The organism is Jiangella endophytica, assembly GCF_003427025.1.
Taxonomy (GTDB): Bacteria; Actinomycetota; Actinomycetes; order Jiangellales; family Jiangellaceae; genus Jiangella; species Jiangella endophytica.
Genome location: NZ_QVAI01000017.1, coordinates 1 through 14064, shown reverse-complemented (window position 1 = coordinate 14064; position 14064 = coordinate 1). Strand labels below are relative to the sequence as shown.

At 72.6% G+C, this 14064-nt stretch carries 10 protein-coding genes and 2 pseudogenes; 9 read left to right on the top strand and 3 right to left on the bottom strand.

What is annotated here, in order from left to right; all coding sequences use genetic code 11:
* The first annotated feature begins 7 nt into the window (after positions 1-7).
* The 6 genes and pseudogenes from DZA62_RS27140 to DZA62_RS27120 all read left to right on the top strand — a co-directional run bounded on the left by DZA62_RS27140 (position 8) and on the right by DZA62_RS27120 (position 6801).
* Entirely contained in the window at positions 8-1516 is a 1509-nt protein-coding gene (locus DZA62_RS27140; RefSeq protein WP_116952088.1) for a glucoamylase family protein, read from the top strand.
* 149 nt (positions 1517-1665) lie between these two features.
* A complete protein-coding gene (locus DZA62_RS37030) occupies positions 1666-1914 on the top strand; it encodes a hypothetical protein (protein WP_232827614.1) in 249 nt (82 codons plus the stop codon).
* A gap of 29 nt (positions 1915-1943) precedes the next feature.
* Positions 1944-2087 (top strand): annotated as a pseudogene (locus DZA62_RS37720) (type IV toxin-antitoxin system AbiEi family antitoxin domain-containing protein); the annotation flags it as partial.
* A 274-nt stretch (positions 2088-2361) separates the two neighbouring features.
* Positions 2362-2940: a hypothetical protein gene (locus DZA62_RS37025; protein ID WP_116952087.1), complete on the top strand. Its 579-nt coding sequence runs from the start codon at positions 2362-2364 to the stop codon at positions 2938-2940.
* A gap of 244 nt (positions 2941-3184) precedes the next feature.
* Complete coding sequence (gene ppdK, locus DZA62_RS27125) at positions 3185-5911, top strand: pyruvate, phosphate dikinase (RefSeq protein WP_232827613.1); 2727 nt, start codon at positions 3185-3187, stop codon at positions 5909-5911.
* Between the two features lie 143 nt (positions 5912-6054).
* Positions 6055-6801 carry an LPXTG cell wall anchor domain-containing protein gene (locus tag DZA62_RS27120; RefSeq protein ID WP_116952085.1) on the top strand — a complete coding sequence of 249 codons (747 nt, stop codon included), beginning with the start codon at positions 6055-6057 and terminating at the stop codon, positions 6799-6801.
* Between the two features lie 86 nt (positions 6802-6887).
* On the opposite strand, the gene lhgO is transcribed toward DZA62_RS27120, so the two are convergent.
* Entirely contained in the window at positions 6888-8090 is a 1203-nt protein-coding gene (lhgO, locus tag DZA62_RS27115; RefSeq protein WP_116952084.1) for an L-2-hydroxyglutarate oxidase, read from the bottom strand.
* Positions 8091-8170: 80 nt separating this feature from the next.
* On the opposite strand from lhgO, the gene DZA62_RS27110 reads away from it, so the two are divergent.
* Positions 8171-9397: a deoxyguanosinetriphosphate triphosphohydrolase gene (locus DZA62_RS27110; protein ID WP_116952083.1), complete on the top strand. Its 1227-nt coding sequence runs from the start codon at positions 8171-8173 to the stop codon at positions 9395-9397.
* On the opposite strand, the gene DZA62_RS27105 is transcribed toward DZA62_RS27110, so the two are convergent.
* Entirely contained in the window at positions 9387-10880 is a 1494-nt protein-coding gene (locus DZA62_RS27105) for an MFS transporter (RefSeq protein ID WP_116952082.1), read from the bottom strand. The two genes, DZA62_RS27110 and DZA62_RS27105, sit on opposite strands and share 11 nt — an antisense overlap.
* 103 nt (positions 10881-10983) lie before the next feature.
* Here DZA62_RS27105 and DZA62_RS27100 point away from each other — a divergent pair, with 103 nt between their 5' ends.
* Together DZA62_RS27100 and dnaG are read left to right on the top strand one after the other, a co-directional pair.
* Positions 10984-11856 (top strand): helix-turn-helix domain-containing protein, encoded by an 873-nt coding sequence (locus DZA62_RS27100; RefSeq protein ID WP_198664245.1) that lies wholly within the window; start codon positions 10984-10986, stop codon positions 11854-11856.
* A gap of 9 nt (positions 11857-11865) precedes the next feature.
* A complete protein-coding gene (gene dnaG, locus DZA62_RS27095; RefSeq protein WP_116952080.1) occupies positions 11866-13794 on the top strand; it encodes a DNA primase in 1929 nt (642 codons plus the stop codon).
* 13 nt (positions 13795-13807) lie between these two features.
* On the opposite strand, the pseudogene DZA62_RS27090 reads toward dnaG, so the two are convergent.
* Positions 13808-14064 (bottom strand): annotated as a pseudogene (locus tag DZA62_RS27090) (carbohydrate ABC transporter permease); the annotation flags it as partial.

The window sequence follows — 14064 nt, the reverse complement described above, 5'->3', positions numbered from 1 at the left end:
ATTGTCGATGCAGATTCGATCGAGAGCGAAGGCACTGGTCCTGGGAGCCGCCGCGACGGTGCTGGTCGCCGGCCTGGCGGTGCCGACCCAGGCCGCGCCGCAGGCGCCCACGGCCGCGAACCGGCCGGGCGACGGCCTGTCGCAGGACGACCGCGCCACGCTGCAGCGCTACGCCGAGGGCACCTGGGCGTCGTTCGTCGCGATGACCGACGAGGCCAGCGGCATGCCCGCGGACAAGTTGAAGGCCGACGGCACCGCCAGCGCGCAGACGTCGACCACGAACATCGGCGCCTACCTGTGGAGCGCCGTCGTGGCCGAGGAGCTCGGCATCATCGGCCGCGACGAACTGGTCGACCGGCTCGCCGTCACCCTCGACACGCTGGCCGGGCTGGAACGGCACGAGGAGAGCGGCCAGTTCTTCAACTGGTACGACCACCGCACCGGCGAGGTGATCACCACCTGGCCCGACGACGGCAGCACGATCGTGCCGCACCTGTCGTCGGTCGACAACGGCTGGCTGGCGACCGGCCTGCAGGTCGTCCGCGAGGCGGTGCCGGAGCTGGCGCAGCCCGCCGGCGAGCTGTTCGACAGCATGGACTTCGGGTTCTACTACCGGCCCGAGGTCAACCGGATCCTGTTCCACTACGCGCCCAGCACCGGCGCCGCGCCGTGCTGCTACGACACGCTCGTCAGCGAGAGCCGCATCGCCACCTACATCGGCATCGCGAAGGGCGAGCTGCCGCGCGAGACCTACTTCGGCACCTGGCGCAGCTTCCCCGACACCTGCGACTGGAGCTGGCAGCAGTCGAAGCCGGTCGGTGAATGGCGTACCTACCTGCGGCAGGACGTCTGGGAAGGCGCCTACCAGTACCGCGGACTGGAGGTCGTGCCCGGCTGGGGCGGCAGCATGTTCGAGGCGCTCATGCCGTCGCTGTTCGTGCCCGAGGAGGAGTGGGGCCGGCGCAGCTGGGCGGTCAACCACCCCAACACCGTCCAGGCGCACATCGAGCACGGCATGGAGGAGGCGCAGTACGGCTATTGGGGCTTCTCGCCGTCGAACAACACCGAGGGCGGCTACAACGTCTACGGTGTCCCGCTGATCGGCATGGACCCGAACGGCTATCCGTCCAACAACGACGACACCCGGCCCGACCCCGGCTTCGAGGGCTGCCGTGAGGGCCGGCCGCTGCCCGGCCCGGAGGAGTACACGAACGGCGTCGTCACGCCGCACGCGACGTTCCTGGCGCTGCGCTACGCCCCCGAGGAGGCGATGGAGAACCTCGCGAACCTGGAGCGCGACTTCGACATCTACTCCGGCTGGGGCTTCCGCGACGCCGTCAACGTCGACACCGGCGCCGTCGACGAGTACTTCCTCTCCCTCGACCAGGGCATGATCATGGGCGCGATCGGCAACGCCCTGGCCGACGACCTGCTGCGCGACGCGTTCGTCACGCCGCGGTTCCAGTCGCGGGTGAAGCCGGTCATCGCCATGGAGGAGTTCACCAACTACCGCTGACGGGTGGAGCGGGCGGGGCCGGGCGGGGATGCCGGCTCCGCCCGCCTCGCTCGGACGCCCGCGCCTACCCCTGCCGCCCAGCCTCGCCCGACGTCCGCGAATTGGGCGAAGGGGAGCGCGTTCGGCCGGCCGTCCGTATCCTCCAAGGCATGCAGGCAGGGATCCTCGACTGGGCGTCGACCACCGCCGTGGACCTGCAGCCGGTGCTGCGGACGGTGGCCGTCACCGTCGCCATCGTGTTCGTCATCTACAAGGCCGTGCACTCGAAGTTCTCGCTCGGCACGATCATCGTGTCCGCGCTCGCGGCCGGCATCTTCATCTGGCTGGTCTTCAACGTCGACCAGCTCAGCGACACCATCGGCGAGGACCTCCCCGGCGGGTCGTCCTCGACCGGCTGAGCTCGGCAGGCCCTGCTGTCGTCGATGGCGTGCGCATCGTGCCTGACGACGTCGCCCGCCTGCTGCGTGCCGGTCACGGTGTCTTCAGCGTCGCCGAAGCGGAGTCGCGGCGGATCACCAGGCATCGCGTGGGGCGACTGGAGCGATCCGGGCTGGTGGTGCGGCTCGCGCGCGGAGTCTATGCGGGTGCGGCCACCTACCTCGGCGCCGACGTGTGGACCGCGTTCGGCCTGAGGTCGCGGGCGTTCACAGTGGCCTGCGGCCCGCGCGCGTTCGCGGCGGGGTGGTCCGCGGCCGTCGTGCACGGCCTGCCCGCCATCGGCCCGCCGCCCGACCAGCCCCTGGTCCACCTGGCCGGCGGCGCGGGATCGGCGGTGAACAGCGCTACGGCACGGTGCGGGTGGCGGCGTTGCCGCGGACCAGTGCGGGTTCCACGATGGTTGCCGGGTGACCTCGCTGCCTCGCACCGTCGTCGACATCGCGCGGACGGCGCATCGTGCCGACGCTTTGGTCATCGCCGACGCCGCTCTGTCCACGTCGATGACGCAGCCAGAGCTGCGGTCCGTGCTGGGTACGCAGGCGGGGTGGCGAGGCAGCCGCGATGCCGTCTGGGTGGTCGAGCATGGCGATCCGTACGCCGAGAGCCCGCTGGAGTCGTGGGGACGGCTGGCCTTCATCGAGCACGGCCTGCCGGTGCCGGTCACCAACGCGTGGGTCGATACCGCCGCCGGCCGCTACCGCGTCGGCCACCTGCTCGCGGACCGGTGGCTGGCGTTCGAGGGCGACGGATCGCTCGAGTACGACAACCGTCTGGACGCGGGGCGAGTGGTGGCCGACCAGCGAGAACGCGAGTGGCGGCTCCGCGAGGCCGGGCTGGGGGTGGTGCGTTACGGCTGGGAGCCGGCGCGCCACGACCGGAAGCAGCTGGCGGCGCGGTTCGCGGCCGCGATCGAGCGGTGCCCGGTGCGCCGGGAGCCGTTCCCGTGGTGGCAGTCGGCCGGTCCGCGCTCGCGCCTCCTGGTCTGACGTCACCTCGAACCTGGAGCTGCCGACTGGTAGGGGGAGGTCCGTACCAGTGCGTGTGCCGTGCGTCACGCGCCGCCCACCATGGCTGTGGGGTCGGACGCGGTCAATGGGGGCACGGGTCGCTCGCGCGCTCGCGTTCCGTGAAATTGGTCCTGAAGTGGTCCAGGCGACCGCTCGGTGCGCGTCGTTAGGCTCCGCGCAACTTCGCACGTTGGATGCCGTACGCGACACGGAGGGCCGGCCTGTGCAGTACGTTTTCGACTTCACCGAGGGCAGCAAGGACCAACGCGACCTACTCGGCGGCAAGGGTGCCAATCTCGCCGAGATGACCTCTCTGGGACTTCCCGTCCCACCGGGCTTCACGATCAGCACCGAGGCATGCCGCACGTACCTGGCGACCGGACGCGAGCCCGACGGCCTCGCCGACGAGGTGGACCGGCACCTGTCCGGCCTGGAGTCGCGGATGGGCAAGCGGCTCGGCGACGCGACCGACCCGCTGCTGGTGTCGGTGCGCTCCGGAGCCAAGTTCTCGATGCCCGGCATGATGGACACCGTCCTCAACGTCGGCCTCACCGACATCTCGGTGTCCGGCCTCGCGGCGGTCGCCGGCGACGAGCGGTTCGCCTGGGACTCCTACCGGCGGCTGGTCCAGATGTTCGGCAAGACCGTGCTCGGCGTCGACGGCGAGCGCTTCGACCACGCGCTCGAGGCGCGCAAGAAGGACCGCGGCGCCGAGTCCGACGTCGACCTCACCGTCGACGACCTGCGCGACCTCGTCGCCGAGTTCAAGGAGCTTGTGCGCGCCGAGGCCGGGACCGAGTTCCCGCAGGACCCGCGCACACAGCTCGACCTCGCCGTCCGCGCCGTCTTCGAGTCGTGGAACACCGAGCGGGCGCGCATCTACCGCCGTCAGGAGCGCATCCCCGACGACCTCGGCACGGCGGTCAACATCGTCGCCATGGTGTTCGGGAACCTGGGGCCCGACTCCGGCACCGGCGTCGCGTTCACCCGCGACCCCGCCACCGGCGAGCAGGGCGTCTACGGCGACTACCTGGCGAACGCGCAGGGGGAGGACGTCGTCGCCGGCATCCGCAACACGCTGGCGCTGGCCGAGCTGGAGCGGCTGGACAAGACGTCCTACGACCAGCTGCTCGACATCATGGAGACGCTGGAGAAGCACTACCGCGACCTCTGCGACATCGAGTTCACCATCGAGCGCGGCAAACTCTGGATGCTGCAGACCCGGGTCGGCAAGCGGACGGCCGCCGCGGCGTTCCGCATCGCCGGCCAGCTGGTCGACGAAGGCCTGATCGACGAGGATGAGGCGCTCTCGCGGGTCACGGGCGCGCAACTGGCGCAGCTGATGTTCCCGCAGTTCGACCCGGCCGCCGAGCGGACGCCGATCGCCCGCGGCATGGCCGCCAGTCCCGGCGCCGCCGTCGGGAAGGCCGCGTTCGACTCCGCGACGGCGGTCGAGTGGGCCCAGCGCGGCGACCACGTCATCCTCGTCCGGCGCGAGACCAACCCCGACGACCTGCGCGGCATGGTCGCCTCGCGCGGCGTCCTCACGTCGCGCGGCGGCAAGACGTCGCACGCCGCCGTCGTCGCCCGTGGCATGGGCCGTACCTGCGTCGTCGGGGTCGATGCGCTGCGGGTCGACCCGCGGGCGCGGGAGTTCACCACCCCCGACGGCGCCCGCGTCGTCGAAGGTGACGTCATCTCCATCGACGGCGGCACCGGCGAGGTGTTCCTCGGCGCCGTTCCGGTGGCGCCGTCGGCCGTGGTGGACGCGCTGTACGGGGGCACGCCGGAGCCGGCGCTGCCGGTCTCGTCCGATGGAGGCCAGCCGGGCGACGCCCGGCAAGAGGTCGTCGACGCCGTCCTGCGGCTCATGCGCCATGCCGACGACCGCCGCCGGATGGAGGTGCGCGCCAACGCCGACACCGGCGAGGACGCCCGCCGGGCCCGCGACCTCGGCGCCGCCGGGATCGGGCTGTGCCGGACGGAGCACATGTTCCTCGGCGCTCGGCGCAAGATCGTCGAGCGAGTCATCCTCGCCCGCACCCCGGAGCAGCGCGACGCCGGCCTGGACGAGCTGCGGCCGCTGCAGCGCGCCGACTTCACCGAGATCCTGGAGGCGATGAACGGGTACCCGGTGACGATCCGGCTGCTCGACCCGCCGCTGCACGAGTTCCTGCCCGACGTCACCGACCTCTCCGTCCGGGTGGCGGTGGCGGAGGCGACCGGGGCGCCGGATCCGGACGCTGCCGCCCTGCTCGCCGAAGTGCAGCGGCTGCACGAGCAGAATCCGATGCTCGGCATGCGCGGCGTGCGGCTCGGGCTGGTCGTACCGGGGCTGTTCCAGCTGCAGGTGCGCGCGATCGCCGAGGCGGCGGCGTCGCTGCTGGCCCGTGGGCTGGACCCGCGGCCGCAGATCATGGTGCCGCTGGTCGCCGCCGTCCAGGAGCTGGAGGCGATCCGCGACATGGCCGAGGCCGCGGTGGCCGAGGTCGCCGCCGAGACCGGGGCGGCGCTGCGGTTCCCGATCGGGACGATGATCGAGCTGCCGCGCGCGGCGATGACGGCGCACGCGATCGCCGAGGCGGCCGAGTTCTTCTCCTTCGGCACCAACGACCTCACCCAGACCACCTGGGGCTTCTCCCGCGACGATGTCGAGGCGACGTTCTTCCCCGCCTACCTCGAGCGCGGGATCTTCGGCGTGAGCCCGTTCGAGTCGATCGACGCCGACGGGGTGGGCCGGCTGGTTTCGATCGCCGCGTGGGAGGGTAAAGAGACTCGGGAAGATCTTGAGCTGGGCGTCTGCGGGGAGCACGGCGGCGACCCTGACTCGATCCACTTCTTCGAGTCCATCAAGCTCGACTACGTGTCGTGCTCGCCGTTCCGGGTGCCGGTCGCGAGGCTCGAGGCGGGCCGTGCGGCGTTGGCCACGGAGGGCAGCGACAGCCGCTGAGAACGGATCCGCGGGGCACATTGCGACCGAGTGGGAAGATCCGATAACCTCCTGCCCGATTGAGTCGAATTAGCGCGTTTTAATACTTGAGGGGCACCATGCGCCGTCTTGCGTACTTTGCTGCCGTTTTGCCTGCCGTAACCGTGGGTGCCGCCCTGCTCGGCACCCTTCCCGCCGCCGCCGACCACAACGAGCCCGACCAGATCCTCGACGGGAACGTCAAGTCCTGCGAGGGCATCGTCGACGGCGATGTCGTCTGGGAGGAGAGCGCGGACGTCCCGGACATCATCCACCACGGGTGGTTCACCGTGGATCTGTCCGACGACAACCAGTGGCTCGACGTCGTCCTCACCTCCGAGGGTGAGAACAGCGGCATCGACCTCGCCGTCCTGGTCAAGGGTGGCCCGCAGACCGCGGTCTACCTCGGCCCGGACCTCACCCACCTGCAGGCCCCGGACAACGCGTCCGGCGGTCCCGCCGCGATCAGCAACTACACGATCTGCAAGGTCCACTTCAACGAGCCGCCGACGGAGGAGCCGACGGAGCCGCCGACGGAGGAGCCCACCGAGCCCCCGACGGAGGAGCCGACGGAGCCGCCGACGGAGGAGCCGACCGAGACCCCGTCGGAGTCGCCGTCGGAGACCCCGAGCGAGTCGCCGTCTGAGACTCCGAGTGAGTCGCCGTCGGAGACGCCCAGCGAGACCCCGTCGGAGTCGCCGTCTGAGACCCCGAGCGAGTCGCCGTCGGAGACCCCGAGCGAGTCCCCGTCGGAGACGCCGGGCGAGGACCTGCCCGACACCGGTAGCTCCCCGGCCGTCCTGCTGATGGCGGCCGGTGTGCTGGTCGCGGCCGGCCTGGTCGCGCTGCGGCACCGGTTCGTGAAGCCGTAACGTCCGCACGTCCGGTCAGGCGCTCGGTCCCGCACGGGGCCGGGCGCCTGACCCGTTTCCGGGCCGCGCCGAGGGTCGGCGGGCGGTCAGTCGGCCAGCAGTTCGCCGACCACGTCGTCGGCGATGGCGAGGCAGGCGGTGGCCGCGGGGGAGGGCGCGTTGCGGATGCACAGCACGTTGCCCCGGCGGCTGGACCGGAAGTCGTCGACCAGGGTGCCGTCGGCGTTCATCGCCTGCGCCCGGATGCCGGCCGGGGCGGGCACCAGATCCTCGGCCGTGAGCGTCGGCAGGTACTGCCGGGCGGCCGCGGCGAAGCGACGCCGGCTCATCGAGCCGTACAGCTCGTGCACCGCCGTGCGCCGGTTGGCCCAGGCGAACCGGCGGAAGCCGCTCCAGCGGGCCAGCCGCATCAACTCGGCCGGGTCGACGTCGCGTTTGCGGTAGCCCTCGCGGGCCAGCGCGAGAACGGCGTTCGGGCCGACCATCACCTCGCCGTCGACCCGCTTCGTCAGGTGCACGCCGAGGAACGGGTAGCGGGGGTCGGGCACCGGGTAGACCAGGCCGTTGACCAGGTGCCGGCGCTCGGGCCGCAGCAGCGCGAACTCGCCGCGGAACGGCACGATGCGCGGGTACGGGTCGTCGCCGGCGAGGCGGGCCAGCCGGTCGGACTGCAGCCCGGCGCACACGACGACGCGGTCGAAGGCGAGCGTCTCGCCGGACGAGCCCGTGACCCGCACCTCGTCGTCGGACTGGTGGAACCCGGTCACCTCGAACGCGGTCCGCAGCGTCGCCCCGGCGTCGGCGGCGTCGGCCAGCAGCGCCGCGGCGACGGCGGCGAAGTCGACGATCGCGGTCGTGGGGGAGTGCAGTCCGGCGACGCCGCTGACGTGCGGCTCGAGCTCGGCCAGCCCGGCGGCGTCGAGCATGCGCACGCCGGGGACGCCGTTGGCGACCGCACGCCCGTGCAGGTCGTCGAGCCGGTCGCGTTGCGACTCGTCCAGCGCGACGATGACCTTGCCGCACTCGTCGTAGGTCAGGCCGTTCTCGGCGCAGTACGCGCGCAGCAGCCCGACGCCGCGACGGGAGAACCGGGCCTTCGCCGACCCGGGCGCGTAGTAGATGCCGGCATGGACGACGCCGCTGTTGCGCCGCGTCTGGTGGCGGGCCGGCTCGGGCTCCTTCTCCAGCACCGTGACGGTGGCGTCGTCGGCGGAACGGGCCAGCGCGCGGGCGACGGCCGAGCCGATGATGCCGCCGCCGACGACGGCGAAGCTGGACGGACCACTCATGCGGCCACTTCCCCCCGGGTGACAGTGGCGCCAGGGTACCGAACACGCCGTCGCGCCGGGCAGCGTAACCTCTGGCCGTGATGAGCGGCTACGACGACGCGGACCGCGAGCGGTGGGCGGCCGAACCACCGAAGCGTGCGGTCCGCACGGCGTTCGAGCGCGACCGCGCCCGCGTCGTGCACTCGGCATCGCTGCGGCGGCTGGCGGCCAAGACCCAGGTCGTGGCGCCCGGCAGCGACGACTTCGTCCGCAACCGGCTCACCCACTCGCTCGAGGTCGCGCAGGTCGGCCGCGAGCTCGGCAAGGAACTGGGCTGCGACCCCGACATCGTCGACGCGGCCTGTCTCGCGCACGACCTCGGGCACCCGCCGTTCGGGCACAACGGCGAGCAGGTGCTGGACGAGATCGCGGCCGGTATCGGCGGGTTCGAGGGCAACGCGCAGACGCTGCGGCTGCTCACCCGCCTGGAGGCCAAGGCCGCCCACCCCGACGGCCGCTCCGCCGGGCTCAACCTCACCCGCGCCAGCCTCGACGCGTCGACCAAGTACCCGTGGCGCCGGGGCGAGCGCGAGGGCCGCAAGTTCGGCGTCTACGACGACGACGCGGAGGTGTTCGGCTGGCTTCGCGACGGCGCCGCCGGCGACCGCCGCTGCCTCGAGGCCCAGGTCATGGACTTCTCCGACGACGTCGCCTACAGCGTCCACGACGTCGAGGACGCCATCGTCAGCGACTGGCTGCAGCCCGGCCCGCGGCTGGACGACCCGGACGAGCGCTCGCGCGTGGCCGGGCTGACCCGCGAGTGGTACCTGCCGGACGCCACGTCCGACGAGATCACCGAGGCGCTGGACCGGCTGCGCGCGCTGCCCTACTGGGTCGCCTCCTACGACGGGCGGCTGCGCTCGCTGGCGGCGTTGAAGGACATGACCAGCCAGCTGATCGGCCGCTTCTGCGACGACGCCGAGCGGGCGACGCATGCGGCCTACGGCGGCGGGCGGCTCACCCGCTACGCCGCGGACCTCGTCGTGCCCCGGCACACCCGCGTCGAGGTGGCCGTGCTCAAGGGCCTGGCCGCGGTCTACGTGATGACGGCTTCGGACCGCGCGCCGATCTACGCCCGTCAGCGCGAGCTCATCGAGGAGCTGGTCGCGGCGCTGCGGCTGCGGGCGCCGGGGTCGCTGGAACCGGCCTTCCAGGAGGCGTGGGCCGACGCCCCGGGCGACGCGGCCCGGCTGCGGGTGATCGTCGACCAGGTCGCCTCCCTGACCGACGACTCCGCCGTCGCCCTGCACGCCCTCCTCACCCGCTGACCGGCCGGCCGCTCATCGTCCGTTTCCGGTCGCGTGGGAGCAGGCGCAGCGCGACCACGCCGAGTGCGGCGTGCAGCAGCCCGGCGACCGCCGCGGTGACGTGCAGGCCCGTGACGAACGCAGCCTTCGCCTCGGCCGCCGCGAGGCCCGGCAGGCCCTGCAGCTGGAGCGTCTCGTCGAGGGTCGGGGCGAGCTCCGGTCCCTGGACCCGGAAGACCAGCGCGGCGAGCGAGCCGAGCAGCGCGATGCCGAGCGCGTTGCCGAGCTCGTTGCTGGTCTCGGCGATCGCGCCCGCGGACCCCGCCCGGTGCGGTGGCACGGCGGCGACCGCGGTGTCGGCGACGACGCTGAACGAGATCCCGTAGCCGACGCCGGCGATGGTCGTGGACGCGACGTACCAGCCGGCGCCGCCGGTGCTCGTTGTCAGGAGCAACAGCGACAGGCCTGCGGCGATCGAGAAGTGGCAGAGCACGAGCGCGTTCCGCCTGCCGATGCGGTCGACGAGCACGGGCGTGACGACGCACATGAGCGTGAGCATCGTCGCGCCGGGGAGCGCCAGGACGGCCGCCTGCAGCACCGTCAGCCCGCGGACGGACTGCAGGTAGACGCCGGCCAGGTACGCGGCCGCCGACCACGCCGCCAGCGGCAGCAGTCCGGTGACGATGGCGATGGCGAAGACGCGGTCGCGGAACAGCGCGAACTCGACGAACGGATGGTCGAGCAGGCGCTGGCGGCGGGCGAAGCGCGCCAGCAGCCCGGCGCCGGTGAGCGCGGCGGCGACGGCTCCGGCCGACACCCCGTCGGCGGCGGCGTGCTTGACGCCGTAGATCGTGAGCACCAGGCCACCGGCCGAGAGCACCACGCTGGCGGCGTCGACCCGGCCCGGCCGCGTCGCACGCACCTCGCGGAGCAGCCCCGGCGCGGCGACCAGGAACCCGGCGATGACCGGCAGGTTGATCAGGAAGACCGAGCCCCACCAGTACCGCTGCAGCAGGACGCCGCCCACGACCGGTCCCAGCGCGAACCCGGCCGCGAATGCGGCGGCGAAGACGCCGATCGCCCTGGCCCGCCGCCGAGGGTCGGGGAACAACTCGCTCAGGACGGCCAGCGCCGACGGCAGGAGCGTCGCGCCGGCGACGCCCATGAGCACCCGGCAGGCGATCAGCAGCTCCGCGGTCGGCGCGAACGCCGCACCCACGGAGCCGGCGCCGAAGACGGCGGCGCCGGCGAGCAGCAGCCGCAGCCGGCCGTGACGGTCGCCGATGCTGCCGAACGCGATCAGCAGCGACCCGACCGCGAAGCCGTAGGCGTCCAGGATCCACAGCGCCTGGTCGGCGGTCGGGGTGAGGGCCTGGTTGATCCGCGGCATCGCGAGGAACAGGATCGACCCGTCCATGGAGACCAGCAGGACCGGCCCGAGGAGCACCAGGAGTCCCAGCCACGCTCGCCGGCCGGACGGGTCGTGCGCGTGCTGTCGATTCATGGTCCCGACGGTCCGGCCGGACCGCCGGGACAGCCAGCCACCTGCCGTGGGTACACCTCAGAGGGTCAGGCGGACGTCGCACCGGCCGCCTAGGCTCGGCGGCGTGGAGAGTCTGGGGACGTTCCTGAAGAGCCGTCGGGGCCGGGTGACCCCGGCCGAGCTCGGCCTGCGCAGCTACGGCGGTTCGCGGCGGGTCCCCGGCCTGCGGCGCGAGGAGCTCGCTCAGCTCGCCGGCGTCAGCGCGGGCTACTACACCCGGCTGGAACAGGGACAGGCGGGCACCGCGTCCGAGCAGGTGCTCGACGCGCTCGCCCGCGTGCTCCGGCTCGACCCGATCGAGACCGTCCACCTCCACAACCTCGCCCGGCGACAGCCACGGCCCGGCCTCGCCGAGCCGCGCCGCGAGCACCCGCACCCGCGCGTGCTCGCCCTGCTGGACTCGCTGGACGCCGCCGTTCCGGCGCTGGTCCTCGGCCGCCGCGGCGACGTGCTCGCCTGGAACCGTTCCGGGCACGCGCTCGTCGCCGAACACGTCCCGTTCGACGCGCCGGGGGACCCCGAGCGGCGGCCGTCGATCCCGCGGATGTTCTTCCTCGACCCGCTCACCCGCGACCTGCACGGCAACTGGCTCGAGCTGGCCCGCGTCCACGTCGCCTACCTGCGTCTCACGGCCGGCCGGTATCCGACCGATGCGCGACTGGCCGCGCTGATCGGCGAGCTCACGATGCACAGCGACGACTTCGCCTCGACCTGGGCCGGCGGCGACGTCGCCGACTGCACCGTCGGCACGATGCGCCTGCGGCATCCGACCGTCGGCGCGGTGCACGTGGACTACCAGATCTGGCTCCAGCCGGACAGCCCCGACCACCGGCTCGAGATCTACACGCCGAACGACGCCGGCTCCGCCGTCGCGTTGCGACTGCTGGCCCAGCTCTCCGGCCGGACGGATCTGCGCCGGGCCGTCGCCCGGTCGTAGACTCAGCGCGTGGCAGGTCGCATCCGGGACGAGGACATCGCAGCCATTCGCGAGCGCGCCAGGATCGACGTCATCGTCGGCGAGTACGTCGCGCTGCGCAACGCCGGCGGCGGGTCGCTCAAGGGACTGTGCCCGTTCCACGACGAGAAGTCGCCGTCGTTCCACGTCACGCCCGCCCGCGGGTTCTTCCACTGCTTCGGCTGCTCAGAGGGCGGCGACGTCATCAGCTTCGTCCAGAAGATCGACCAGCTGTCGTTCACCGAGGCGATCGAGCGGCTGGCCGACAAGGTCGGGCTGCAGCTGCGCTACGACGAGACCGGGTCCGGCCCTGCGCCGCGGCAGAACCGTGAGCAGCGCACGCGGCTGGTCGAGGCGCACCGGGTGGCGGCCGAGTTCTACGCCCAGGCGCTGGTCGACTCCCCGGAGGCCGTGGCCGGGCGGCAGTTCCTCGACGAGCGCGGGTTCGACCACGCGGCCGCCGAGCGGTTCGGCATCGGCTACGCGCCGCAGGGCGGCGAGGTGTTGCGCAAGCACCTGCGGCAGAAGGGTTTCAGCGACCACGAGGTCATCACCGCCGGGCTGGTCGCGCAGGGCCGCAACGCCCCGTACGACCGGTTCCGCGGCCGGCTGGTGTGGCCCATCCACGACCTCATGGGCGACGTCGTCGGGTTCGGCGCCCGCCGCCTGTTCGATGACGACCGCATCGAGGCCAAGTACCTCAACACCCCCGAGACACCGATCTACAAGAAGAGCCACGTCCTCTACGGCGTCGACCTCGCCAAGAAGGACATCGCCCGCACGTCGCAGGCCGTCGTCGTCGAGGGCTACACCGACGTCATGGCCTGCCACCTGGCCGGCGTCACCACCGCCGTCGCCACCTGCGGGACGGCGTTCGGCGAGGACCACGCGCGGATCCTGCGCCGGCTGCTGCGCGACCAGGACGAGTACCGCGGCCAGGTCATCTTCACCTTCGACGGCGACGCCGCCGGGCAGAAGGCGGCACTGCGGGCGTTCGAGGGCGACCAGCGCTTCGTCGGGCAGACCTACGTGGCCATCGATCCCGACGGCCTCGACCCGTGCGAACGCCGGCAGACCTCCGGCGACCCCGGCGTGCGCGAGCTGATCGCGCGGCACCGGCCGCTGTTCGAGTTCGCCATCCGGAGCATGATCGACGAGTACGACCTCGACAACGCCGAGGGCCGGGCCCGCGCGCTGGACAAGGCGATCCCGTTCATCGCCAGCATCCGCGACCGCGCCATCCGCGACCAGTACGCCGTCCGGCTGTCCGGCTGGGTCGGCCCGCCGCAGGGCCACTCGGAGAACTGGGAACGCGACGTCGTCTCCCGGGTGCGCGGGGCCGCCGGCGTGCCCGACCGCCGCGCCGCCGGCGGACGGGGCCGTGCCGCCGCGCCACCGGTGGCCGGGCAGCAGGCGCTCGGCGTGCCGGTGCACGGCAACGTCGACCCGCAGACGCTCGAGCTGGAACGGGCCGCGCTGCGCGTCGCCGTCCAGCGGCCCGCCCTGGCCGGGCCGACCTTCGACGACCTCGCGCCCGAGGCGTTCCTCTCGCCGGCCTACCGCGCCGTCCGCGAGACCGTCGCCAAGGCCGGCGGCTGCGCCACCCAGGCCGGTGGACACGTGTGGGTCGAGGCGCTGCTCGCCGTGGCGCCCGACGACGCCGCCCGGCACGTCGTCACGCAGCTCGCCGTCGAGGCCATGCCGGTCGACGAGAGCGCCGTCCAGCGCTACGCCGACTCGGTGGTGCTGCGGCTGCACGAGGTGTGGGTGTCGCGCCAGCTGGTCGCGTTGAAGGCCAAGCTGCAGCGCACCGACCCGTCGGCGCAGGTCGACGTCTACAACCGGCTGTTCGGCGAGCTGATGGCGCTGGAGAAGCACCGCCGCGACCTGCGCGAGCGAGGCATCGGCCCCACCGGCTGACCGGGGCTCCAGGTCATCCCTTGACGCTCCCGGCGAGCAGCCCGCTGACGATGTGCCGCTGCGTGAAGGCGAAGAAGACCACCATCGGGACCAGCACGATGACGGAGAGCGTCATGAACGCCGGCCAATCGGTCGAGAACTGGCCGACCGAGCTGTAGACCTGCAGCACGACGGTGCGCTTCTCGGGCGAGGAGATGAACACGTTGGGGAGGATGAAGTCGTTCCAGACCCACATCGTCTGGAAGACGCCGACCGTGATGAGGATTGGTG

What these genes read in the sequence shown, in the direction of transcription:
- DZA62_RS27140 (WP_116952088.1), top strand. Translation starts at nt 8, where the DNA reads ATGCAGATTCGATCGAGAGCGAAGGCACTGGTCCTGGGAGCCGCCGCG.
- DZA62_RS37030 (WP_232827614.1), top strand. Translation starts at nt 1,666, where the DNA reads ATGCAGGCAGGGATCCTCGACTGGGCGTCGACCACCGCCGTGGACCTG.
- DZA62_RS27105 (WP_116952082.1), bottom strand. Translation starts at nt 10,880, where the DNA reads ATGAATCGACAGCACGCGCACGACCCGTCCGGCCGGCGAGCGTGGCTG.
- lhgO (WP_116952084.1), bottom strand. Translation starts at nt 8,090, where the DNA reads ATGAGTGGTCCGTCCAGCTTCGCCGTCGTCGGCGGCGGCATCATCGGC.
- DZA62_RS27110 (WP_116952083.1), top strand. Translation starts at nt 8,171, where the DNA reads ATGAGCGGCTACGACGACGCGGACCGCGAGCGGTGGGCGGCCGAACCA.